The 24201-nt window shown below is 66.1% G+C and carries 23 protein-coding genes; 14 read left to right on the top strand and 9 right to left on the bottom strand.

Annotated elements, in window-relative coordinates; translation table 11 throughout:
• Nucleotides 1-11: 11 nt before the first annotated feature.
• Nucleotides 12-941: a LysR family transcriptional regulator gene (locus QX039_RS12775; RefSeq protein ID WP_315736697.1), complete on the bottom strand. Its 930-nt coding sequence runs from the start codon at nt 939-941 to the stop codon at nt 12-14.
• Nucleotides 942-1045: 104 nt separating this feature from the next.
• Here QX039_RS12775 and QX039_RS12770 point away from each other — a divergent pair, with 104 nt between their 5' ends.
• The 9 genes from QX039_RS12770 (at nt 1046) to QX039_RS12730 (ending at nt 9509) form a co-directional block, all read left to right on the top strand.
• On the top strand, nt 1046-1366 hold the full coding sequence (locus tag QX039_RS12770) for a Dabb family protein (protein ID WP_315736696.1): 321 nt from the start codon (nt 1046-1048) through the stop codon (nt 1364-1366).
• Nucleotides 1367-1450: 84 nt separating this feature from the next.
• Complete coding sequence (locus QX039_RS12765) at nt 1451-2350, top strand: NAD(P)-dependent oxidoreductase (protein WP_315736695.1); 900 nt, start codon at nt 1451-1453, stop codon at nt 2348-2350.
• A gap of 13 nt (nt 2351-2363) precedes the next feature.
• Entirely contained in the window at nt 2364-3248 is an 885-nt protein-coding gene (locus tag QX039_RS12760; protein WP_315736694.1) for an intradiol ring-cleavage dioxygenase, read from the top strand.
• A 64-nt stretch (nt 3249-3312) separates the two neighbouring features.
• Nucleotides 3313-4707, top strand: coding sequence for an FAD-linked oxidase C-terminal domain-containing protein (locus QX039_RS12755; protein ID WP_315737067.1), 1395 nt, complete (start codon nt 3313-3315; stop codon nt 4705-4707).
• Nucleotides 4704-6221, top strand: coding sequence for a sugar ABC transporter ATP-binding protein (locus QX039_RS12750; RefSeq protein ID WP_315736693.1), 1518 nt, complete (start codon nt 4704-4706; stop codon nt 6219-6221). Before QX039_RS12755 ends, QX039_RS12750 begins: the two co-directional genes overlap by 4 nt.
• Nucleotides 6214-7164: an ABC transporter permease gene (locus tag QX039_RS12745; protein WP_315771361.1), complete on the top strand. Its 951-nt coding sequence runs from the start codon at nt 6214-6216 to the stop codon at nt 7162-7164. The genes QX039_RS12750 and QX039_RS12745 overlap by 8 nt, the downstream gene beginning before the upstream one ends.
• Nucleotides 7161-8138 (top strand): ABC transporter permease, encoded by a 978-nt coding sequence (locus QX039_RS12740; protein WP_315771359.1) that lies wholly within the window; start codon nt 7161-7163, stop codon nt 8136-8138. The genes QX039_RS12745 and QX039_RS12740 overlap by 4 nt, the downstream gene beginning before the upstream one ends.
• 43 nt (nt 8139-8181) lie before the next feature.
• Entirely contained in the window at nt 8182-9156 is a 975-nt protein-coding gene (locus QX039_RS12735; protein ID WP_315771357.1) for a sugar ABC transporter substrate-binding protein, read from the top strand.
• A gap of 65 nt (nt 9157-9221) precedes the next feature.
• Entirely contained in the window at nt 9222-9509 is a 288-nt protein-coding gene (locus QX039_RS12730; RefSeq protein WP_315771355.1) for a YciI family protein, read from the top strand.
• On the opposite strand, the gene QX039_RS12725 is transcribed toward QX039_RS12730, so the two are convergent.
• From QX039_RS12725 to QX039_RS12710, 4 genes are all read right to left on the bottom strand, one after another.
• Entirely contained in the window at nt 9510-10403 is an 894-nt protein-coding gene (locus tag QX039_RS12725; protein ID WP_315771353.1) for an NAD(P)-dependent oxidoreductase, read from the bottom strand.
• Nucleotides 10400-10816, bottom strand: coding sequence for a carboxymuconolactone decarboxylase family protein (locus tag QX039_RS12720; RefSeq protein ID WP_315771351.1), 417 nt, complete (start codon nt 10814-10816; stop codon nt 10400-10402). The genes QX039_RS12725 and QX039_RS12720 overlap by 4 nt, the downstream gene beginning before the upstream one ends.
• Nucleotides 10817-10998: 182 nt before the next feature.
• On the bottom strand, nt 10999-12459 hold the full coding sequence (locus tag QX039_RS12715; RefSeq protein ID WP_315771350.1) for an aldehyde dehydrogenase family protein: 1461 nt from the start codon (nt 12457-12459) through the stop codon (nt 10999-11001).
• A gap of 473 nt (nt 12460-12932) precedes the next feature.
• Nucleotides 12933-13958, bottom strand: a complete 1026-nt coding sequence (locus QX039_RS12710) for a LacI family DNA-binding transcriptional regulator (protein WP_315771348.1) — start codon at nt 13956-13958, stop codon at nt 12933-12935.
• A gap of 224 nt (nt 13959-14182) precedes the next feature.
• On the opposite strand from QX039_RS12710, the gene QX039_RS12705 reads away from it, so the two are divergent.
• From QX039_RS12705 to QX039_RS12685, 5 genes are all read left to right on the top strand, one after another.
• Complete coding sequence (locus tag QX039_RS12705) at nt 14183-15322, top strand: sugar ABC transporter substrate-binding protein (protein ID WP_315771346.1); 1140 nt, start codon at nt 14183-14185, stop codon at nt 15320-15322.
• Between the two features lie 76 nt (nt 15323-15398).
• Nucleotides 15399-16940 carry a sugar ABC transporter ATP-binding protein gene (locus tag QX039_RS12700; protein WP_315771344.1) on the top strand — a complete coding sequence of 514 codons (1542 nt, stop codon included), beginning with the start codon at nt 15399-15401 and terminating at the stop codon, nt 16938-16940.
• On the top strand, nt 16937-17917 hold the full coding sequence (locus tag QX039_RS12695) for an ABC transporter permease (RefSeq protein ID WP_315754908.1): 981 nt from the start codon (nt 16937-16939) through the stop codon (nt 17915-17917). The genes QX039_RS12700 and QX039_RS12695 overlap by 4 nt, the downstream gene beginning before the upstream one ends.
• Complete coding sequence (locus tag QX039_RS12690) at nt 17914-18894, top strand: ABC transporter permease (protein ID WP_315736679.1); 981 nt, start codon at nt 17914-17916, stop codon at nt 18892-18894. The genes QX039_RS12695 and QX039_RS12690 overlap by 4 nt, the downstream gene beginning before the upstream one ends.
• Nucleotides 18895-19408: 514 nt before the next feature.
• Nucleotides 19409-20323 (top strand): phosphatase PAP2 family protein, encoded by a 915-nt coding sequence (locus QX039_RS12685; RefSeq protein WP_315771341.1) that lies wholly within the window; start codon nt 19409-19411, stop codon nt 20321-20323.
• Between the two features lie 84 nt (nt 20324-20407).
• On the opposite strand, the gene QX039_RS12680 is transcribed toward QX039_RS12685, so the two are convergent.
• The 4 genes from QX039_RS12680 to QX039_RS12665 are packed head-to-tail and all read right to left on the bottom strand — an operon-like array spanning nt 20408 to nt 24085.
• Entirely contained in the window at nt 20408-21103 is a 696-nt protein-coding gene (locus QX039_RS12680) for an ABC transporter ATP-binding protein (protein WP_315713534.1), read from the bottom strand.
• The gene (locus QX039_RS12675) at nt 21103-21852 is read right to left on the bottom strand and encodes an ABC transporter ATP-binding protein (RefSeq protein ID WP_315736676.1); all 750 of its coding nucleotides are present in this window, start codon (nt 21850-21852) and stop codon (nt 21103-21105) included. The genes QX039_RS12680 and QX039_RS12675 overlap by 1 nt, the downstream gene beginning before the upstream one ends.
• Nucleotides 21849-23141 (bottom strand): branched-chain amino acid ABC transporter permease, encoded by a 1293-nt coding sequence (locus tag QX039_RS12670; protein ID WP_315771339.1) that lies wholly within the window; start codon nt 23139-23141, stop codon nt 21849-21851. The genes QX039_RS12675 and QX039_RS12670 overlap by 4 nt, the downstream gene beginning before the upstream one ends.
• Entirely contained in the window at nt 23138-24085 is a 948-nt protein-coding gene (locus QX039_RS12665; RefSeq protein WP_315736674.1) for a branched-chain amino acid ABC transporter permease, read from the bottom strand. Before QX039_RS12665 ends, QX039_RS12670 begins: the two co-directional genes overlap by 4 nt.
• Between the last annotated feature and the right edge of the window lie 116 nt (nt 24086-24201).

Below are 24201 nucleotides of genomic sequence, written 5' to 3'. Positions count from 1 at the left end.
CGGGCATCGGCTCAATCCGGCTTGGGCGGCTCGATCCAGATCCCCGGGTCGGAATGGGTCCGGATGTGATCGACGAGGAAATCGGCGAACACCCTGATCTTGGCCGGCAGCCTGACGCGGTTCTGGTAGGCGATGTTCATCGTCAAGAGCGGCAGCTCCCAGTCGAGCAGGACCGGCACCAGCCGGCCGGCCAGAATGTCGCTCTGCACGATGTAGAGCGGCTGGATCAGGATGCCGAGCCCGGCAAGCGCGGCGCCCTTGATCACCTGGCCGTCATTGCTGTCGAGCGTCGGCGCGATCCGAATGCTCTGGGCTGTCGTGCCGTTGCGCAGGGACAGGGAATACGGATCATTGGCAAGATTGTAGATCAGCATGTCGTGGCGCACCAGATCGCCGGGAACGACGGGACAGCCACGGCTCGCGAGATAGGACGGCGCGGCCGCCAGCACGCGCCGCATCTGCCCGATGCGGCGAACGACGATGCCCGAGTCCGGCTCATGCTCGCGGGTGCGGATCGCCACGTCGATGCCCGCCTCGATGAAATCCGGGTAGCGGTTGGCGGCGATGATCTGCAGGCTCAGCTTTGGATACATCGCGCGAAACGCCGGCAGCATCGGCGCGAGATAGATCGTCGCGAACGACAGCGAGCTGGTGACGCGCAGCATGCCCTGCGGCGACAGCGCGCGGTCGCTGACGGCGTCCTCGGCCTCGGCCAGCTCGTTGAGCAGCGGGCCGCAGCGCTGCAGCAGCTCCTGCCCGGCTTCGGTCAGCCAGAGCCGGCGCGTGTTGCGCTCGATCAGGCGCACCGCGAGCCGTTCCTCCAGCGCGCTGAGATGCCGGCTCGCCGCGGCGTTGGACATCCGCAAGGACTCGGCGGCCTTGGACAGGCTGCCCAGCTCGGCCGTCTTGGAAAACACCTCGAGTTGGAGCAGACGGTCCATTGTTACGCTGAGCGGAAAACAGAGTTACAATTTTTGTCCTTTATTTCCATTTCCTGCAAGGCAAAATCGTCAGACAAGAACAAGCACAGGTGAGGGACGCACGAATGACGGGGCCGATCAGGCACATCGTGATGTGGCGGCTGCGCGCCGAGACGGCTGCCGAGCGCGCCGCGGCCCGGCTCAAGGTCAAGACCCTGTTCGAGAGTTTGAAAGGCCGGATCGACGGCCTGACCCACATCGAGGTCGGTCTCGATGTCAGCGACGTCGACTATGCCTGCGACGTCGTCCTGTTCTCCGAATTCGCCAGCAGCGCCGCATTGAAGGCCTATGCGTCGCATCCGGAGCACCTGCGCGTCCGCGACGAGCTCGGCGACCTCAGGATCGGCCGCTTCCAGGTCGACTATCCCGTGGCGACCGGCACGTGACCGGCCCCCTCACGTCGACGAACCTGCGAGGCAGTATCGCGTCGCCACAGGCGCAGCAAATGAAGCAATCGGCGGACCTCACCCATGTCACTTCCTGACAAGCGCCTCGCCTTCATCGGCATCGGCAAGATCGGCCTGCCGATCGCGGCGCGGCTCGCCAAGGCCGGCCATGACGTCACGGCGTTCGATCCCAACGCCGCCCGGCTCGACGAGGCACGTGCGCTCGGCATGGCCGCCGCGTCGTCCGCTGCCGAGGCGGTGCGCGACCATGCCGTCGTCATCTCGTCACTGCCCGACGATACCGCACTGCGCGCGGCGATGCTGGACAGCGGCGGACTGATCGCGGCCATGGCGCCGGGCGCGATCCTGATCGAGACCAGCACCGTGGGTGTCGACGCGTCGAGCGCGGTCGCGGCCGCCGCGAGCGCTCGCGACGTCGCCTATCTGCGCACGCCGATCTCCGGCAATGCCAGCATCGCCCACACCGGCGAGCTGACGTGCTTCGTGTCCGGTCCAAGAGAGGCGTTCACCCTGATCACGCCGGTGCTGGCCGGCTTCACGCGCGCGCAGACCTATCTGGGCGCGGCGGAAGAGGCGCGCTACGCCAAGCTCGCCGTCAACCTGATGATCGCGACGACGGCGGCGATGATGGCCGAAAGCCTCGCCCTCGCACGCAAGGGCGGCATCGCCTGGCCCGACATTCTGAAGGTGCTGCATGACAGCGCAGTCGCCTCGCCGATGGTGAAGTACAAGACCGCGCCGCTGCTGGCGCGCGACTTTGCCGCGACGTTCTCCTGCGCGCAGATGGCCAAGGATCTCGATCTGATTCTCGGCGCCGGCCATGCCGTCGGCGTGCCGCTGCAGCTCGCGGCGCAGGTCCGTGAGACCTATGGCGCGCTGATCGCGTCAGGCGATGCCGACACCGACTTCCTCGCCACCGTCCGGCATGTCGAGCGGCTGTCCGGGCTCGGCGAGCCTCTCTGAAAGGAGCCGCGTCTTGCGCAACTTCAACGAGACCACGATCACAGATGCCGTGCTCGAACGCCTGGCGGGCGCGCGTGATGCGCGGATCAAACAGGTCAGCGAGGCGCTGGTGCGGCATCTCCATGCCTTCGTGCGCGAGGTCCGTCCGACCCAGCAGGAATGGGAATACGGCATCGACTTCCTGACCCGCACCGGCCAGATGTGCGACGACAAGCGCCAGGAGTTCATCCTGCTGTCGGATACGCTCGGCGTTTCGATGCTGGTCGACGCCATCAATCATCCGGTGCCGGAAGGCGCCACCGAGACCACGGTGCTCGGCCCCTTCTTCGTCCAGGCGGCGCCGGAACGCGCCAACGGCGACGATATCGCGGGACCGATGAAAGGCGATCCGCTGCTGGTGACCGGCTCGGTGTCGAGCGCGGACGGCGCGCCGCTGGCAGGCGCCGTGGTCGACGTCTGGCACTCCGACGACGATGGCTACTATGACGTGCAGCGGCTCGAGCAGATCGGCGATCTCGCCATGCGCGCGCGCTTCCACACCGACGCCGACGGCCGCTTCCATTTCTGGTCGATCAAGCCCGCGGCCTATCCGATCCCCAACGACGGGCCGGTCGGCGACATGCTGGCAGCGCAGGGCCGGCATCCGTGGCGGCCGGCGCATGTGCATTTCATGATCTCGGCGCCGGGCTTCGAGCGGCTGGTGACGCATGTGTTCGTCGCCGGCGACCAGTATCTCGATTCCGACGTCGTGTTCGGCGTCAAGGACAGCCTGATCCGCGACTTCACGCGCTGCCCGCCGGGCCGTGCGCCAGATGGCCGCATGGTGACGGACGGATATTTTCATCTCAATTATGATTTCGGCCTGAAACGGCTTGCGGAGCGCGCCAATCAGGTTTGAGCTGAGCGGGCGACAAGGACCGTCAAGAGTCCTGTCATCGACGAGAATGCGGACGGGAGGAATGATGGAGTTGCGGGTCGGCACCGGTGCATTGGCCGAGCGGCTTTCGAACCTGATCGGGCCGCGCGCGAGTCTCGCGCGGGGCGTGCGGGATCAACACGGCCGGAGCGAGTCGTACTATCCGGCGATGCCGCCCGACATCGTCGTGTTTCCGGAGACGACGCAGGAGGTCGCCGCCATCGTCAGGCTGTGCGCCAAGGCTGCCACGCCGATCGTGCCGTTCGGCGCCGGCACGTCGCTCGAAGGCAACGCTGCGGCTGTCGCGGGTGGGGTCTGTTTCGACTTCGCCCGCATGAACAAGGTGCTGGCCGTGCATGACGCCGACATGGACGTCGTGGTGCAGCCCGGCATCACCCGCAAGCAGCTCAATGCCGAGCTGCGCGGCAGCGGCCTGTTCTTTCCGATCGATCCCGGGGCCGATGCCTCGATCGGCGGCATGAGTTCGACCCGCGCCTCCGGGACCATGGCCGTGCGCTACGGCACCATGAAGGACAACGTCCTCGCATTGGAGGTGGTTCTGGCCGACGGCCGGGTGATCCGCACCGCGAAGCGTGCGCGCAAATCCGCCGCCGGCTACGACCTGACACGGCTGTTCGTCGGATCGGAGGGGACGCTCGGCGTGATCACCGAGATCACGCTGAAGCTGCATCCCCTGCCCCAGGCGATCTCGGCCGCAACCTGCAGCTTCCCGACTTTGCACGACGCGGTCGACACAGCGATCGCGCTGATCCAGTCGGCCGTCCCCGCCGCCCGCATCGAGCTCGTCGATGACGTCATGATGCGCGGCATCAATGCCTATGCGAAGCTCGGCTATCGGGAAGCCCCGACGCTGTTCCTGGAATTTCACGGCTCTGATGCCGCCGTCGCCGAGCAGGCGCAGACGGCGGAGGCGATCGCGATCGAGCATGGCGGCCGAGGCTTCGCCTCGGCCAAGGCCGCCGAGGATCGCAGCCGGCTCTGGCACGCCCGCGACAATACGCTCTACGCCGGCCTCGGCCTGCGCCCCGGCGCCCGCGCCGTCATCACCGATGTCTGCGTGCCGATCTCCCGGCTGGCCGAATGCCTGACCGAAACGCGCCGGGACGCCGACGCCAACGGCTTCCTCGCACCGATCGTCGGCCATGTCGGCGACGGCAATTTCCACATGCTGATCCTGATCGATCCAACTGATGAGCACGAGCTGGCCGGCGCCAAGGCGCTGCAGTCGCGCATGGTGGCGCGCGCGATCGCGATGGACGGCACCTGCACCGGCGAGCACGGCATCGGCCTCGGCAAGGTCGACTATCTCCGGGACGAGCTCGGCGAAGCCGTCGCGGTGATGCGCGCCATCAAGGCCGCGCTCGATCCGGATGGCCTGATGAATCCGGGCAAGATCTTCGCCGCCGGAGCGCAGGCATGAGCGCCGCAGCCGCCATCGCATCTCCATCGCCGCTGCTGGAGCTGCGCGGCATCAGCAAGGAGTTTCCGGGCGTCAAGGCGCTGGATGATGTGTCGTTCACGATCCACCCGGGCGAAGTCCACATGCTGCTCGGCGAGAACGGCGCCGGCAAATCCAGCCTGATGAAGATCCTGTGCGGCGCCTATAGCGCCGATGCGGGTGAGGTCTATTACAAGGGTAAGAAGGTTGCGATCACCTCGACGGCCGATGCGCAAGACCTCGGCATCGCCGTGATCTTCCAGGAATTCTCGCTGGTGCCGTTCCTCGACATCGCGCAGAACATCTATCTCGGCCGCGAGCCGAAAGGCCGCCTGCCCGGCACCATCGACCGCCGCAGGATCCTGGCCGACGCCAAGCGCGTGCTCGACAGCATCGGCTTCGACATCGATCCTTCTGTCATCGTCGACACGCTCGGCGTCGCACAGCAGCAGATGGTCGAGATTGCGAAAGCGATCAGCCAGAATGCGCGTATCCTGGTGATGGACGAGCCGACGGCGGCGCTGTCCGACCGCGAGGCGGAGCTGCTGTTCGCGCTGATCAGGCGGCTCAAGGCGGACGGCGTGGCGATCATCTACATCTCGCACCGCATGGCCGAGGTGTTCGCGCTCGGCGACCGCATCACCGTGCTGCGCGACGGCCGCCGCATCGGCGATGTCAGCCCCGCCGACGTCACGCCCGACCAACTCGTGCGCATGATGGTCGGGCGCAATATCGACACGAGCTATCCGCGCCATTTCGCGGAAACGCCGGGCGAGCTCGTGCTCGAGGTCAAGGGACTGAGCGCGCCGACCGGGATCGCCGACATCAACATCGAGGTGCGGCGCGGCGAGATCGTCGGCCTGTGCGGCCTCGTCGGCTCCGGACGCACCGAGGTGGCGCGCGCGATCTTCGGCGCCGATCCGGTCAGCGCCGGCGAGATCATCTTCGACGGCGAGCCGATCTCGGGCGAGCCCGACATCGCGGCCCGCCGCGGCATCGCGCTGATCCCCGAGAGCCGCAAGAGCGAGGGCCTGGCGCTGCTGCGCTCGGTCGGCGACAACCTCGTCGTGTCGGCGCTGAAGAAGCTGTTTCCCAGTGGCCTCTACGATCCGCGCGGCGCGCAGCGCACCGCGGACGGGCTGATCCGGCAATTGCGGATCGCGACGCCGAATGCGCGGCAGACGGTCGGCCTGCTCTCCGGCGGCAACCAGCAGAAGGTCGTGATCGGCAAATGGCTGGCGGCCGGCGCCAAGCTGTTCATCTTCGACGAGCCGACGCGCGGCATCGACGTCGGCGCCAAATCCGAGATCTTCGCGCTGATCGACCGGCTGGTCGCCGAGGGCGCCGCCGCGCTGATGATCTCGTCCGAGCAGATCGAGATCTGCCACGTCTGCGACCGCGCCTATGTCATGCGCGAGGGCCGCATCGCCGGACACCTGGCGCGCGGCGAGCTGACCGAGGAGAATATCGTGCGACTGGGGATGCATGATGAGTGACGCCGCCGTCGTTTCGCCGATCCGCTCGCTGCAGCGCATCCCGGGCGTGGCGATCGTCCTGGTGCTGCTGATCGCGCTGTTCGGCGCGATCGCGCCAGGCTTCCCGTCGGCCGCGAACCTCTCCAACGTGCTGGTGCAGTCGACGATCCTGACCATGCTCGCGCTGCCGATGACCCTGATCATCATGACCGAAGGGCTCGACCTCTCGATGGGCGCGGTGCTGACGCTGACCTCGCTCTGCGTCGCCATCGTCTCGCTCGCGACCAAGTCCGTGCTGCTGGGCCTCGGCGCCGCGGTGCTGGTCGGCGCGGCGTTCGGCACCGTCAATGGCTGGCTGGTCGCGATCGTCGGGATTCCGCCGTTCGTGGCGACGCTCGCCACGCTCGGCATGGCGCAGGGCCTGTCGCTGATCGTCAGCGACGGCCAGAGCGTGGTCGGCATTCCCCACGGCGTGCGCGACATCTATTCGGCGACGCTGCTCGGCATCCCCGTGCCGATCGTGATGGGGCTTTTGACCTACGCGGCGTTTCACGGCCTGCTCTATCATACCAGGTTCGGCACCTACGTCTTCGCGCTCGGCGGCAACCGCGAGGCGCTCCGCTATGCCGGCCTGTCGCCGACCCGGCTGCTGATCGCGGTCTACGCGATCAGCGGCACGATGGCCGGCATTGCGGGCCTGCTGATGACCGCGCGGATGAATTCGGGACATCCGACCGCAGGACTCGGGCTGGAGTTCGACGCCATCGCGGCGGTGGCGGTCGGCGGCACCTCGTTCGAGCGTGGCAATGGCTGGCTGCTCGGCACCGTGCTCGGCGTCATCGCGGTCGGCGTGCTGCGCAACGGCCTCAATCTGGTGTCGCTGCCATCCTCCGTGCAGGTCGCGAGCGTCGGTGCGCTCGTCATCGTCGCGATGTTCCTCGACGGCCTGCGGAGCCGGTCATGACCGACATCGCCAAAGAGAGCGTCCTGCCGCCGCGGTCGTTCCTGTCGCAGAACGCGGCACAGGTGTTCTACCGGCTGCTCGCCGCGCTCTTGATCTGCGCCGCGCTGACCGTGCTGAGCGACTCCTTCCTCAGCCTCGGCAACATTCTCAACGTGCTCAGGCAGGCAAGCCTGACCTTCTTCATCGCCTCCGGCCTCACCCTGGTGGTGCTCACGGCCGGCCTCGACCTGTCGGTCGGCGCCAACGTTGCCTTGTCGGCGTGTCTCGCCGGCACCGTGATCCATCAGACCGGCTCGCCCGCACTCGGGATCCTGACCGGGCTGCTCGCCGGCGGCAGCGTCGGCTTCCTCAATGGCTTCATGGTCACGGCGCTGCGCATCCCCTCCTTCATCGCCACCTACGGCATGCTCTGGGTGCTGAACGGCGTCACCTACTGGTACATGGCGGGCGAGACGATCCACGGCTTTCCCGCGGGCTTCCGCCAGATCGGCAGCGGCTATCTGCTCGGGCTGCCGATCCCGGTCTATCTGCTGCTGGTGTTCCTCGCGATCGGAACGCTGTTCGCGCAACGCACCACATGGGGCCAGGAGATCTACGCCATCGGCGCCAATCCGGTCGCGGCGCGACTCTCCGGCATTCCGGTCGCGCGCCGGCTGCTGCTGGTCTACACCGTCTCAGGCACCATGGCCGGCCTCGCCTCGATCATCTTCCTGTCGCGGCTCAACTCCGCCGAAGCCGACATCGGCGAAAGCCTGACGCTGCCGGCCATCGCCGCGGTGCTGATCGGCGGCACTTCGCTGTTCGGCGGCGTCGGCACCGTGTTCGGCACCTTCATCGGCGCCCTGATCCTGACGCTGGTGCTGAACGGCATGAACCTGCTCGCGATCAGCGCCAACTGGCAGCCGCTCGTCACCGGAATCATCGTCATCATCGCCGTCTGGCTCGACATGAAGACGCGGCGCCCGACGCAATGAGCTTATAAGTAAGCAAACTCAGAAAACGAGGGATGGAAACACCATGCAACACCGGATACCGCACAGCCTCGCGCTCGCACTCCTGATCACGGCTGTCACGACGCAGGCCCGCGCCGACGGCGAGACGATCGCCGTCTTCACCAAGAACCAGACCAATCCGTTCTTCCAGACGGTGCGGGTCGGCGCCGACAACATGGCGAAGGTGCTGAACGCCAAGATCCTGCACTACATCCCGACCAAGCCGGACTCGATCCCCGAGCAGCTCAGCCAGATCGAGGACGTGGTGGTGAAGAAGCCGAGCGCCATCGTCTTCACGCCGGTCGACTACAAGGCGATGGTGCCGGGAGTCGAGAAGATCAACGACGCCAAGATTCCCGTCGTCAACATCACCGACCGCTCGGCGGGCGGCAAGTTCGTCTCCTTCGTCGGCGCCGACGACTACAGCCTGGGCCTCGAGACCGGCCGGTTCCTGCTCAAGACGCTCGGCGGCAAGGGCAACATCGTCATCATCGAAGGGGTCAAGGGCTCGCTGACCAATGTCGATCGCGTGCGCGGGTTCAATGACGCGCTGAAGGAGAATCCCGGCGCCAAGCTGCTGGCGTCGCAGCCCGGCAACTATCAGCGCCTGCAGGCCCTGCAGGTGATGGAAAACCTGATGCAGTCCAATGCGCAGATCGACGGCGTGCTCGCCGCCAACGATGCCATGGCCGTCGGCGCCATCGAGGCGCTGGACGGCGCCAACCGCAAGGCCCAGGTGATCGGCATCAACGGCACCAAGGAGGCGATCGACGCGATCAAGTCCGGCAAGCTGCTCGCCAGCGGCGACTACAACGGCTTCGCCCAGGGCTGCCTCGGCACCATGATGGTCGTCCGCTCGCTGCGCGGCCAGCCGGTCGTCGGCGAGATCGTGCTGAAGCCGACCGTCATCACCAAGGACAACTACCAGCCGTTCGACGTTCCGCTCGAGCAGCGGACCTGCCCGACCTTCGAAGAGGCGAGCAAGCTCAGCGCGAAATAGGATCAGCCATCAGCCGGAAGCAGGACGGCATGGAGCCGTCCGGCTTCAACTTGCGGAGAGAATTCATGCTGTTTGCGATTCACGCGATCGACAAGCCGGACGCGCTGCCGGTCCGGCTTGCCAACTACGACGCGCACAAGGCCTATCTCGGTGACACCGCCCGCCTGCCCGTCACCATCGTGATGTCCGGCCCGCTCGTCTCCGACGATGGGTCGACGATGATCGGAAGCCTGTTCCTGGTCGAGGCACCCGGCCGCGCCGAGGTCGAAGCCTTCAACCGCGCCGACCCGTTCGCCGCGGCCGGAATCTGGGACAAGGTGACGATCACCGGATTCCTGCGGCGCCAGGGGTAGTCAGCCCTTCAGCTCGATGCCGGCCAGCGCCTCGCTCAGCTTCGCCAGCGCGGTGTGATCCTGCCCGGGTCCGAGCAGCCCTTGCGCGCTCGCGCTCAGCTCGCGGCAGAGATTGGAGAATGGGGCCGCGACCCCGCTGGCACGCGCAACCTCGAGCGCGATCGAGAGGTCCTTGACCATCAGGTCGAGGCCGAAGCCGCTGTTGAACTGGCGCGACAGCACGAACTGCTTGAACTTCTTCTGCGTCGAGTTGTTCATGCCGGTCGAGGCGTTGAGCACGTCGGTCATCAGGCCGGGATCGATGCCGAACTGCTGGCCGATCAGCAGCGCCTCGATGCCGATCAGGAAGCCGCCGGCCGAGACGAGGTTGTTGAGCGCCTTCATCGCCTGGCCCGAGCCGAGGCCGCCGATGCGGTGGATCGTCGTGCCCATCGCGCGCAACAGCGGCTCGACGCGATCGAGCGCAGCCGGCTCGCCGCCGGCCATGATCGCGAGCTCGCCGGTCACCGCGCGCGGCACGCCGCCGCTGACCGGCGCATCGAGCATGATCACGCCGAGCGGGGCGAGATCGGCCGCGATCGCCTGCGTCGCGGCCGGCGCGCCGGAGCTCATGTCGATCACGATGTGACCCTGCCTCAGACCGGCGCGCAGGGTCCCGACCGCGTCCGCGACATGCTTGCTGGTCGGCAGCATCGTGACGATGACGTCGGCATCTGCCGCTGCCGCCGCGAGATCCCCCGCCTCGATGCCGCCGACCTGGTGCACGAAATCCGCAGCCCGTTCTGGAACGGCATCATTGACCGCAACCGCAAAGCCGGCGCCGAGCAGGCGCGCGGCCATCGGCCAGCCCATGTTGCCGATGCCGACGAACAGGATCTTTCCCGGCGCGCTCATGCGCCGTCCTTTGCGCCGTCCTTCTTGGCGATCGCGCCCTCCGCGACCAGCACCTCATGCGCGGCCTTGAACGCTTCGAGCCCCGCGGGAATGCCGCAATAGACGGTCGCGTGCAGCAGGATCTCCTTGATCTCGTCGACCGTGACGCCGTTGGTGAGCGCGCCCTTGACGTGCAGCTTCAGCTCGCTCGGCTTGCTGAGCGCGGTCAACATCGCGAGATTGATGATGCTGCGGGTGCGGCGATCCAGTCCTGGCCGGGTCCAGGCATAGCCCCAGCACATTTCGGTGGTGATGTGCTGGAAGGCCATCATGAAGTCGTCGGCCTTGGCAAGGCTGCTATCGACATAGGCCGCGCCGAGCACCTCGCGGCGCACCTTCAGGCCCTTCTCGAACAATTCTTTTTCGTCGCTCATCCGCTCGTCTCCTTCTGCAAACCTGATGTCAGCTCTTTGTCTGAGCATGATCTTTTCGGAAAACCGGCTTCCACTTTTCCGGATCATGCTCTAGCGCCTCGCCGCGCGGACTGACAACAACAACGCCGGGCGGCGTTGTCAGTGACGTCCGCACGGCGGAATTGATCGGAGATGCGAATCCGCTAGCCGTGCTTGACGATCAGGGTCTTCATCGCCGCAAGCTCGTACAGCGCCTCGAACCCCTTCTCGCGGCCGTGTCCCGATTTCTTCATGCCGCCGAACGGCAGCTCGATGCCGCCGCCGGCGCCGTAGCCATTGACGAACATCTGGCCGACTTTGACCTTGCGGGCGACGCGCATCGCCCGCGAGCCGTCGCCCGACCAGACGCCGGCGACCAGGCCGAAATCGGTGGCGTTGGCGAGCCTGACGGCGTCGGCCTCGTCGTCGAACGGCATCGCCGCCAGCACCGGACCGAACACCTCGTCGCGCGCCAGCTCGGAGTCGCGCGCGACGTGCTGATACAACGCCGGCGCCACATAGAAGCCCTCGCTCGGCACGCCGTCGGCGATCCTGCCGGACGCCACGCGCCTGGCGCCGCCACTTTCGGCGCGCGCCAGCATGTTTTCGATCCGCGTCTTCTGGACCGCGCTGATGACCGGGCCAAGATCGAGATCCATCTCCGGCGTGCCGGCCGTGATCTTCTCGAAGCGGAGCGTGAGGTCGGCCAGGAAGCGGTCCCAGATCGAACGCTCCACCAGAACGCGCGAGCCGGCCGAGCAGGTCTGGCCGGCGTTCTGCACGATCGCCGCGGCCACCGAGGTCAGCGCGGCATCGAGATCGGCGTCGGCGAACACGATCTGCGGCGACTTGCCGCCGAGTTCGAGCGTGCAGCCGATGTGGTTCCTCGCGGCCGCCGTCTGCACCAGCGTGCCGACCTCGGGACTGCCGGTGAAAGAGATGAAGTCGATGCCGTCATGCGCCGACAGCGCCGCGCCGGCCTCCTCGCCGAGACCCGGCACGACATTGATCGCACCGGCCGGAAAGCCGGCTTCCGCCGCGAGCTCGGCAAGACGCAGCGGCACCAGGCAGGCCTCCTCGGCCGGCTTGATCACGGTCGCGTTGCCCATCGCCAGCGCCGGCGCGACGGTGCGGCCGAACATCTGCCCCGGATAATTCCACGGAATGATATGGCCGGTGACGCCGAGCGGCTCATAGACCGTGGTGACGAAGAAGCCGTCGAGAAACGGGATGGTGTCGCCATGCACCTTGTCGGCGGCGCCGCCGTAATATTCGAAATAGCGCGCGACCGCGACGACGTCCGCCTTGGCCTGCTTCATCGGCTTGCCGGTGTCCGCCGCTTCGAGCTTCGCGAGCTCCTCGGCATTGTCCTCGACGAGGCGGCCGAGCTTCGACAGCAAGCGCCCGCGGTCCACCGCGGCGAGCCGGCCCCACGGGCCTTCGAGCGCGCGGCGCGCCGCCGCCACGGCAAGATCGATGTCGGCCGCATCCCCTGCCGCGATCGAAGCGATCACCTGGCCGGTCGCCGGAGCAAGCATCGCAATGGTGCGGCCCGACCGCGCGGGCTGCCACGTGTTGTCGATGAAGACGCCCTTTGCGGCAGGCAGTTTGACATTGGCGTTCATGGCAGCTCTCCGGCTTCTCTTGCAGCTCGTCCTCGGTCATGTCAGACCTCGGCACGGTGCATCACCACGCGGCCGCGCGACGGCCGAGGCAACGGAGGCGTGTCACCATGGCCGGATTGGCCGGCCGCTCTCCCCCGTTTGCGCTGCAGCGGTCATGATGCCCGATGGATGCGTCCGACGTTTCTGTCAGACAATATCGGAGCCGTCCAGAACGGGACGTGGGGCGCACGAGAACGTGCGGCGCGCGGCCCTGCGGGGCTCGCGCGCGATCGGCCGCGACATGGTCGTCGCAAGGCTCGTCATCTGGCTTACCGCCTGGTCCGCCAGGCGGTCGGGAACGCTCGTGGCCGGCGCGGCGATCTCGCCCAGCGCGGCCGCTGCCTCCTTGCGAGAGATTGGCCTGCTCGTGGGTGATGCAATGGGTGCTCGGCCGCACCACGTGCAGCACTGCGCCCGAAAGGGCGCGACCATCATCACGAAGCCACGAGATGCGGTCCGGTGCTGCCGCGTGCGACGATCTCGAAGCCGAGGTCGATCCGACGCGTTCTCGGCCGCTTGCCGGTGGCGATCACCTGAAGCACCAGTTCGGACGCCACGCGCCCCATGTCGGCGCGCGGCGTCAGCACGGTCGACAGCGGCGGATTGGAGGCCGCCGCGAATTCCAGGTCGTTGAAGCCGATCAGCGAGATCCGGCGCGGGACCTCCAGCCCCGCCTGCTGGCAGGCGAACAACGCACCCAGCGCGATGTTGTCATCGCAGCAGAAGATCGCATCGGGAGCTCCGCTCGCGAGCATCTCCTCGGTCAGCTTCCGCCCCAGCGAGATCGTCGTCTGTGCCGGGAGCCAGGCAACCAGCAACTCGCCGTCCAAACCAGCTTCCGTCAGCGCCGCGCGATAACCCTCCAGCCGGGCTCGTGCCCGGTCGTCGCGCTGTCCGGAGAGGTAGGCGATCCGCCGATGTCCCAGCTCGATCAGGAAGCGGGTCGCGGCATAGCCGCCCTGGCGCTGCGAAAGTCCGACATTCAGATCGATCGGATCGTCGGTCAGCTCGAACGTCTGCACCACCGGAATCCGCGAACGTTCGAGAACGCGCCGCGCGGCCCGCGTCTGGTTCACCCCGACCAGGATCAGCGCCTCGATGTTCTGGCCCAGCAGCGTCCTGATGGCGCCCTCTTCCTCCTCCGCCGAATAGCGGCTGCTGACGACGACGGGGCGAAAGCCGAGCGGCAGCAGGGTGTCGTAGATCGCCTGCAGGTAGTCCGCGAAGATGCCGTTGGAGAGCGACGACACGACGATGCCGATCGAATGCGTGCGGGTCGAGGCGAGCCGGCTCGCCGCGAAGTTCGGCACATAGGCCAGCCTGTCGACCGCGGCATCGATCCGCTTGCGCAACTCCGGCGACACCATATCGGGCCGCCGCAGCGCCCGCGACACGGTGACAGCGCTGACATGGGCGATGCGGGCGACGTCCTCCAGCGTGGTGCGACGCTTCTGAGACATGATCCTTGCAACATTGATTCACGCGGATTTGTCCGAACCATATTCATGACATGCGACCGGCCGCTTGGCAAAAGCCGCGCGACGGTAATTGACAGCGCTGTCATTGATCAGTAACGCTTGGCGGGTCGAGACGACGAGCAATGCTCGCACAAACCTCCGGAAACAAAGAGGCGTCTCGCACATGCGTCATTGATTTGGCGCCACAACAACAGGGGAGGTCACGAATGTCGTCCAAGTCGATGAGGGCGCGATGCCTTGCCACTTGTGCATCGCTGGTGTTGGTCACGGCGTTTGCCGGCAAGGCGCTGGCGGAGCCGGAGATGGTCAAGGGACCGGCGACCGAGCCTGAATGCATGGTGCCGTGGACCGCGGACACCAAGTTCTTCAAGTTTCCGGCCAAGAAGGGCCCGTACCGCATCGCACTGGCGAACGGCTACATCGCCAATACTTGGCGCATCCAGATGATTCAGACCGCGAAGGCCTATGCGGCGCAGCCGGAGGTCAAGGCCAAGCTGAAGGAGTTCAAGGTCGTCTCGACCGGCGAGGACGTCCCGGCCCAGATCTCGGCAATCAACAACTTCATCGACTCCGGCTATGACGCGATTGTCGTCAACGCGCAGAACCCGACCGCGTTCGGGCCGGTGATCAAGCGCGCCAAGCAGGCCGGCGTCATCCTCGTCGCCTTCGACAACATCCTTGCGACGGAAGATGCGATCAACGTCAACGTCGACCAGAAGGGTCTCGGCGAACTCTGGGCGAAGTGGCTGGTCAAGAACGTGCCCGGCGGCGGCAAGGTGCTCGAGGTGCGCGGCGTCGCCGGCACCTCGGTCGACACCGATCGTCACAACGGCTTCCACTCCGTTCTCGACGGCTCCGGCAAGAAGTGGCAGGTCACCGAGGTCGTCGGCAAATGGGACGACGGCGTCGCCCAGAAGGCCACGGCGGATGCGATCGCGACCAATGGCCCGTTCGATGCGATCTCCGGCCAGGGCGGCGACACCGGCATCGTGCAGGCCATGCTCGACGCCAAGCACAAGATGGTGCCGTTCGGTGGCGAGACCGAAAACGGCTTCCGCAAGTTCTGCGCCGCCAAGGCGTCCGAAGGCCTGAAATGCTCTTCCGCCGGTACCGGACCTGCGCAGGTCGCGGTCGCGATCAAGGTCGCGCTCGCCGCCCTCGAAGGCAAGGTGGTGCCGCAATCGGTCAAGCTGCCGCTCGCGGTCGTGGAAGATCCGAACTTCAAGAAGGATCAGGACTACTTCCCGGCCCAGTCCGACAACTTCTTCGTCGGCAACTCCTTCCCGACCTGCGGCATCAACTTCACGGCGCAGGAGATCATGGGTCAGTCGAAGGAAAATCAATAGGCCGGCGCGATCGCTGGTCCGCGAGTTCTCTCGCGGCCAGCCTGTCCCTATTGCCCAAACAACTGAGGGAGCAAGCATGATCGCGGCCGAGCCGCTGTTTCGCGCCGAAGGATTGTCCAAGCGCTATGGCGGCGTGATCGCTCTCGACGGTGCGGACCTGGAGGTCCACCCCGGGCGCATCCACGCGATTCTCGGCGAGAACGGCGCCGGCAAGTCGACGCTGATCAAGCTCATGGTCGGCGTGGTCACGCCGGACGAAGGCCGCATGACGCTTGCGGGACGCGAGGTCGCCTTCACCGGTCCTTCCGCGGCAAACGATGCCGGCGTCGTCTGCATCTTCCAGGAGCTGTCGCTGATTCCCGACCTGTCGGTCGCGGACAACATCATGATCTCTCATCCGCCGACGCGATTCGGAATGATCGATCGGCGGGCCCAGCGTCGACTTGCAGAGGAGGCGCTGCACCGCGCCGGCGCCGGCGACATTCATCCGCGTGCGCTGGTGAAGGACCTGCCGCTGTCGCGCCGGCAGATGGTCGAGATCGCGAAAGCGCTGTCGCGGCAGCCCAAGATCCTGATCCTCGACGAGGCAACCTCGGCGCTGACCGCTTCCGACGTGACCAAGGTGTTCAAGGTGCTGAAGCGCCTGCGCAGCGAGGGGCTGGCGCTGCTCTACATCTCCCATCGCATGCACGAGATCGCGGAGCTCGCCGACGACTGCAGCGTGTTCCGCAACGGCCGCCGCATCGCGACTTTCCCGGCCGGTACCAAAACGGATGCCGAAGTGATCGAGCTCATGATCGGCCGCGAGTACAAGCATGCCTTCCCGGAAAAGCCGCCGCGGAAAATCGATGGCCGGCCGCCAGCGCTGCAATGCAGGAGCATCAGTTGGGGCGACCGGCTGAAGGACATCTCGTTCTCGCTGCAGGCCGGCGAGATCATCGGTCTCGGCGGGCTCGACGGCCAGGGCCAGCGCGAGCTGCTGCTGGCGCTGTTCGGCGTGCTGCGGGACTGTCGCGGCGACATTCTGATCGACGGCAACAAGGTGACGATCGACAGCCCCGTCACCGCCAAGTCGGAGCGCATTGGTCTCGCGCTCATTCCGGAGGACCGCAAGACCGAAGGACTGATGCTGCCGATGTCGGTGCGCGACAATCTTTCGGCCGCGGCCTTCGACCGGTTCGCGACATTCGGCATCATCGACCGGCAGCGGCAATCGACGCTGATCGACGAGATGATCCGCCTGATCGAGATCAAGACGGCCTCTCCCGATCTCGCCGTCAGCGCGCTCTCCGGCGGCAACCAGCAGAAGGTCGTGATCGCGAAATGGCTGATGAACAAGCCGCGCATCATCCTGCTCAATGATCCGACGCGCGGCATCGATGTCGGCACCAAGCAGGAGATCTACCGGCTGCTGCGCCGGCTTGCCGACGAGGGCGCCGCGATCCTGCTCTATTCGACCGACTATGACGAGCTGATCGGCTGCTGCGACCGCGTGCTGGTGATGTACGATGGCGCGATCAGGCGCGAGCTCGCGGGCGCCGAGATCACCGAACGTGCGCTGGTCAGCAGCGCGCTCAACGTCGACGAGGGCGAGCGAGCGGAAGCGAGTCTGGCATGACCGAGTGGCGGTACTGGCTCTCCGAACAGCGCGGCACCCTGCTCGCGATCGGGATCTTCGTCGCGATGTTCGTGCTCTATGCGACCAATCATCCGGCCGGCTTCAGCGCCAACATGGTGCAGACCGCCGCCAACAAGGCGACGCTGCTGGCCTTCGTCGCCATGGCGCAGGCGATCGTGGTGATCACCGCCGGCATCGATCTGTCCGTCGGCATGATCCTGACCCTGACCAACTGCCTCGCGTCCTGGATCGTGGTCGGAACCGCCACCGAGACGGCGCTCGGCGTGGCCGGCGTGCTCGGCACCGGCATCGTCTGCGGCATGATCAACGGCGCGATCGTGATCTTCGGGCGTCTGCAGCCGATCGTGACCACGATCGCCACGGGCGCGATGTATTACGGGCTCGCGCTGTTCCTGCGACCCAATCCCGGCGGATCCGTCAACGAGACGCTGGCGGATGCCCTGACCGGCAGGCTGTTCGGCGTGCTGCCCACGAGTCTCGTGGTTCTGGCTGTGACGGCGCTGCTGATCTGGGTGCCCTATAGCCGCTCGGTCGTCGGCCGCGCCGCGTTCGCGACCGGCTCCTCCGAGGTCGCAGCCTACATGTCCGGCGCGCCGATCCGTGCGGCCAAGTTTGTCGCCTACACCTTGGCCGGCCTGTTGTCGGCGATCGGCGGCCTGTTCCTGACGTTCTTCTCGTATACCGGCGAGGCCGCCTATGCGAGTGGCAACGCCTACACCCTGTTCTCGATCGCGGCCGTGGTGCTCGGCGGCGTGTCGCTGATGGGCGGGCGCGGCAGCGCGATCGGGGCGATCTTCGGCGCCCTCGCGTTCCGCACCATCGGCGATCTCCTGTTCGTGTTCGATTTCGATCCGCTGTGGCAGCCGCTATTCCAGGGCCTCGTGCTGATGCTCGCGGTCTCGATCGGCGCGTTCGGCCTGGTGCGGGTGCGCAATCGCCTGGAGTGGTTCGGATGAGCGACGCAACGGCATCACAACCGGCCCGTCGAGGGATCGCCATGCTGCGCCGGATCGATCCGGCGGTGGCCGCCTCCTTCGGCTGCATCTTGCTGTTGCTGCTCGTGGGCAGTCTCTATTCGCGCAGCTTCCTGTCGCCGGACTATCTGCTGCAGCAGTTGAAGGTCGCGAGCTTCCTGGGCGTGATCGCCACCGGGATGATGCTGGTGATCCTGCTCGGCCAGATCGATCTGTCGGTGCCGTGGGTCGTCACGACCGGTGCGATGATGGCCTGCGCGGCGGCCGCGCATGGCACGACCGGCGCCATCATCGCGATTCCCTGCGGCATTCTCTGCGGCGCCGCCATCGGTCTGTTGAACGGCATCGGCGTCGCCTATCTGCGCATCCCCTCGATGATCATCACGCTGGCGACCAACGCGGTCGCGCAAGGGCTGATGGTCGCCTACACCGGCGGCTTCGCGCCGCAGGATTCCGCCTCCAAAGCGATGCGCTATCTCGCCACCGGCACCATTGTTCCCGGCGTTCCGAACGCGGTGCTGGTCTGGGCGATCATCGGCGGCGCAGCGATCTGGCTGCTGTCGCGGACCACGTTCGGCCGCGCCATCTACGCCATCGGCAACCGCGAGCGCGCCGCCTATCTCTCAGGGATCGATACACGCCGCATCACCATGCTGGCGTTCGCGCTGTCGGGCGCCCTCTCCGCCTTCGGCGGCGTGCTGCTCGCGGGCTATGCCTCGAAGGCGGCGCAGTCGATGGGCGACGCCTATTTGCTGCCCTCGATCGCCGCCGTCGTGCTCGGCGGCACGCACATTCTCGGCGGCCGCGGCAGCTATCTCGGCACCGTCGCCGGCGTCGTGCTGATCACCCTGCTGCAGTCCATTCTGTCGGTGATGCAGATCAGCGAGGCCGGCCGCCAGCTGATCTACGGCGCCGTGATCATCCTGATGCTCCTGATCTACGGCCGCCAGAAACTGTGATCGCACGCGACATCGCGCCGGGGCGATCGGACGGAGGACGGCTGCACGGACAGCGACCGCGGCGACCGGCCCTCCCGCAAGCCGGCCTGCGAGCTGCGGCGCATGCGACAGCACTACCAAGGGTGGCTTCCCATGATGAATGGTGAAGACCCTTTACACGAGGGCTGTGTCGACGCGAAAGCGGCTTCGTTTTCCGGACATGAATGCGGTCTCGACACAACCGATACAGGATTCCAGGCTACGTTCAGTTAAGCATCTCATCACGGTATCCCCGTATTTTACCCGCAAAGGTTGATTTCTTGGCCTGATTGGCCGTAACAAGACACCGACGGGAAACAAGTCGAAATCCATTGAAACGTGAGAGCGGACGACAATGTCGGACACCGCCGCCGGTGGTCTATTGCCTGATCTCAGCCGCCGCTGGCTCCCCTGGACAAAGAGCGTCCTGCGACGGCGCCATGAAGGCGGGGATGCAGCGACGGCCTGGGCCGTGTTCCGGTTCAACTGGGCTGTCATGACAGCACTTTGGGTGCTGTTCGGACTGTGCCTGATCTTTACGGACTTTCGCATCGAACCAATCGGCTACGTCGTCGTGCTGTCGACATCGGCCGTTTATGGTCTCATCGGCTACGCCAATGCACGGTCGGCCCAGCGTGCCAAACCCTGGATGTTCTCATTCCTGACCGGGATGGCCCAGACCACCCTGGCATCCACCGTGCTGGCGTCACTGTCCTACATTGCGACGGCCGCCAACCTGCCGCTTCAGGACGCCAACCTGCTCGCCCTCGATCGCGCCCTTGGCTTCGACTTTCGCGACTACTTATCGTTCGTCAATGACCGTCCGTGGGCCGTCTTGACCCTCGCGTTCGGCTATCGATCCATTTCCTGGACGATCTGCATCATCGTCGTGGCCCTTCCCTTGTTGGGCCACTATCGCCGGTTTGCAGAGTTCAACCTCGCGATCAGCCTGACGCTGGCGCTGACATGCATCATCACCTTGTTTGTTCCTGCACTCGGCGTGTACCACGCGTTGGAGCTGCCGCCGTCCGCCTACGCAAACCTCATCCCGCAGGCCTATTTCGACACGGCGCGCGAGGTGCCCCTGGTTCGCGATGGGACGCTGCGCCTGTTGGATACCAGCCATCTCGCGGGGATCGTGACCTTCCCGAGCTTTCACGCGGCAGCCGCGGTCCTCGACGGCTGGGCGCTGTGGTCGTTGCGCTGGTTGCGACCATTCAATGTCTTGATCCATGGCGCGATGTTGCTCTCGACCCCGATCGGCGGCGGGCATTTCCTCGTCGACATGATCGCCGGCATCGCGATCGCGATGTCGTCGATCGTCATCGCGCGTCTCGTTGCCCTGAGGCTGCGCGAGCGCGACGCCTCGTTTCCGCGCGGCATGTTCGGACATCCAGCGCCTCAGACCTGAACTGATGGATTCGGGCACGGCAGGATGTCTGTTGCACATCTGCCCGAGCTGCATCGGCGAACGCGTGCCCGCAGTCCGCGCACCTCACACTTCGAGCCACTCCTGCCGGACTGCGGTGTTGGCCTTGAGCTGATCCGGCGTTCCTTCGAACACGACACGGCCGTGGCCCATGACATAGACCCGTTTCGAAATGCGCATCGCGATCGAGAGCTTCTGCTCGACGAGCAGGATCGCGACGCCCGCCGCTGCGATCCGGGCAATCAGATCGCCGACCTGCTGCACGATCAGCGGCGCCAGACCTTCGGTGGGCTCATCGATCATGATCAGGTCGGGGTCGCCCATCAGCGTGCGGCAGGTGGTCAGCATCTGCTTCTCGCCGCCCGACAAGACGCCGGCCGGCGTATCGGCGCGCGCCGCGAGATTGGGAAACATGTCGAGCATGTCCTGAAGGCGCCACTTCCCCGGCCGCCGCGTGTCCTTGATGCCGAGCACGAGGTTTTGCCGAACGGTGAGGCTCGGGAAGATATCGCGATGTTCGGGCACATAGCCGAGCCCAAGGCGCGCGATCTTGTAGCTGGGCAAGCCGGCAATGTCCCGGCCCTTGAAGCGGATCGTCCCCTGCGGACTGACCTCGCCCATGATCGCCTTCACGGTGGTCGAGCGGCCGACGCCGTTGCGGCCGAGCAGGCTCACCACTTCGCCGGCGGCGACATCGAGGTCGACGCCCTGCAGAATATGGCTCTTGCCGTAGTAGGCGTGGAGGTTCCTGACTTCGAGCATCAGTGGGCCTCCTCGCCGAGATAGGCTTCCTTCACCTTCGGGTCGCGACGGATCTCCTCCGGCGTGCCCGACGCGATGATGTGGCCGTAGACCAGCACCGAGATGCGATCGGCGAGACCGAATACCACGCTCATGTCGTGCTCGACGATCACCAGCGTCCGCCCCTCGGTGAGCCGCCGGATCAACGACACGGCGCGCTCGGTTTCCGCGTGGCTCATTCCGGCCGTCGGCTCGTCGAGCATGACGACCGTCGCACCGCTCGCAATGGTGACCCCGATCTCCAGCTCGCGCTGCTCGGCATAGGTCAACAATCCCGCGGGAATGTCACGCCGATGCGTGAGATGGATGTCGTCGAGAATCTGGGCGGTCCGCTCCCGCACCTCCGGGAGACTGTCGACGTTCTTCCAGAACGCGTAACGATGTCCGGTCGCCCACAGCACGGCGCATCGGACGTTCTCCCACACGGTCATGCGGGCGAACACGTTGGTGACCTGGAACGAGCGCGACAGGCCGCGCCGATTGATCTCGAACGGCCGCAGGCCCGAGATGACCTCGCCGTTCAGCCTCACCTCGCCGGAGGTCGGCTTGATGTGTCCGCTGATCAGGTTGAACGTCGTGGACTTGCCGGCCCCGTTCGGGCCGATGATGGCGTGGCGCTCGCCCTTGGTGACGCTGAGATTGAGGTCGCGGATCACGCCGACATTGCCGAAGCGCTTTTCGACGGCACGAACTTCGATCGCTGCGGTCATGCCAGATACCCCCGGTCACGCGCCACGGTGGCGGCCCTGTCCCAGGCTTCGGCGATCCGCTGCCACGTCCACCGCCCGACGACGAAGCCGGCGACCACCAGAATCGCGGCGGCGCCCCATGTCGCCGGCGATTGCGGATTCAACGCCATGCCGAACAGGTTGATGGCGTCACCACCCGAATAGCGCGCGACCGTCTCGATGGTCAGGATGACGCCGTAGGCGAGCGCCGCGGTCGGCACGATGGCCACGAGATAGGAGGGGATCACCATTCCGAGCGTTCCGGCACGGACCAGCGGCCGGTGCATCATCAGCAGACCGGCAATGCCCCCGGGTGAGAACATGACGATGCCGATGAAGATGATGCCGAAATAGAGCTGCCATACGCTGGTGAGGCTCGTCAGCCCGAGCTGGAGATAGGTCACCAGGATCGCGCCGAGGATCGGACCGAAGAAGTAGGCCGTCCCGCCGATGAAGGTCGCGAACAACACGAGGCCCGACTGGATTGCACCGAGATAGGCGGAATTCGCGATCTCGAAGCTGATCGCCGCGAGTCCGCCCGCGATGCCGGCGAAGAACCCGGCAAAACAATAAGCGAGATAGCGGACGACGTGCGGATCATAGCCGATGAACTGGACCCGTTCGGGATTGTCGCGCACCGCATTGCTGATCCGTCCCAGGGGCGTCCGGGTCAGCGCATACATCGCGATTGCTGACAGCACCAGCCAGAACGCGATCAGGTAATAGACCTGCAGCTGCGGGCCGAAGGTCCAGCCGAACATGCGTGGCAGAGCGGTGCGGTCGGTGGTGATGCCGGCTTCGCCGCCGAACACCGAGCGCAGGATCAGCGACGACGACGCCACGAGCTCGCCGATGCCGAGCGAGATCATCGCAAACACCGTGCCGGCGCGCTTGGTCATGACCCAGCCGAGGACGATCGCGAAGGCGAGGCCGCCCAGCCCGCCGAACAGCGGAATGAAGGGCAGCGGAATCGGCCAGCCATGCGCCACCACCGCGTTCATCATGTGACAGGCCGCGAAGCCGCCGAGGCCGTAATGAACCGCGTGGCCGAACGACAGCAATCCGGTCTGACCGAGAAGGACGTTGTAGGAGAGCGCGAACACGATCGCGATCCCGATCAGGCTGAACGAGGTCAGCGATCCGCCCGAATTGAAGAGCAGCGGCAGCACGATCAGCACGGCCACGCCGATCAGCCAGACGGCGTAGAAGCGGAGACGGGAGCCGGCGGGCTTTGCCGCGAGATGAGACGCGGAGGTGACTGCTGCGGTCATGATTCGCGAGTCCCCATCAGGCCCACGGGGCGCACGATCAGGACGAGCACCAGCAGCAGGTAGGGAACGATCGGCGCGACCTGCGCGATCGTCACGTTCCAGATGTCGGTGAGCACCGATGGCCCTGCGGAGGGATCGAGAGGTCCGAAGGCGCTCGCCAGCGAGCCGTTCAACGCGACGGCGAAGGTCTGCACCAAGCCGATCACCAGCGAGGCGATGAAGGCGCCCGGCAGCGAGCCGAGGCCGCCGAACACGATCACCACGAACAGGATCGGCCCGAGCGCGGCGGCCATGTCGGATTGCGTGACCAAGGCGGGACCGGCGATGACGCCGGCAAGGCCGGCCAGCGCGCTGCCGACCCCGAACACCACCATGAACACGCGTCCGACATTGTGGCCGAGATGGCCCACCATGTGGGGATGGGTCAACGCCGCCTGCACGATCAGGCCGACCCGGGTGCGCTTGAGCACGATCAGGAGCACCACGAAGATCGTCACCGATACCGCCAGCATGAAAAGCTTGTACGCCGGATAGTTGGTCGAGAAGATCGTGAACGCGGGAAAGTCCAGCAGCGCCGGCACGCGATAGTCGAGCGGGGTCCTGCCCCATATCATCGAGACGATCTCCTCGATGGCGAATGCGAGGCCGAAGGTCAGCAGCAACTCGGCGACGTGGCCATGCTTGTGCGTGTTGCGCAGACCATAGCGCTCGACCGCCATGCCGATGGCCCCGACCAGCAGCGGCGCGAGCAGCAGGGCCGGCCAGAAGCCGACCCACTTCGTGAGCTGGAAGCCGAAGAAGGCGCCGAGCATGTAGAAGCTGGCGTGAGCAAAATTGAGCACCCCCATCATGCTGAAGATGACGGTCAGCCCGCTCGACAGCAGGAACAGCAGCATGCCGAACAGCACGCCGTTGAGGGTCGAAATGACGATGAGTTCAAGCACGGCGCACTCGCGAATGTCCCGGGCTTCAATGCCCTGCCGCTCATTCTCTGACGGACCGACGCACGGCCGGCGCCACTTCCCGCACGCTGACCTCGTGCGGGAAGCCGGCGCGGATC

This window comes from Bradyrhizobium sp. SZCCHNR1043, assembly GCF_032489675.1.
GTDB lineage: Bacteria > Pseudomonadota > Alphaproteobacteria > Rhizobiales > Xanthobacteraceae > Bradyrhizobium.
This window is presented reverse-complemented; position numbering and strand designations above follow the sequence as displayed.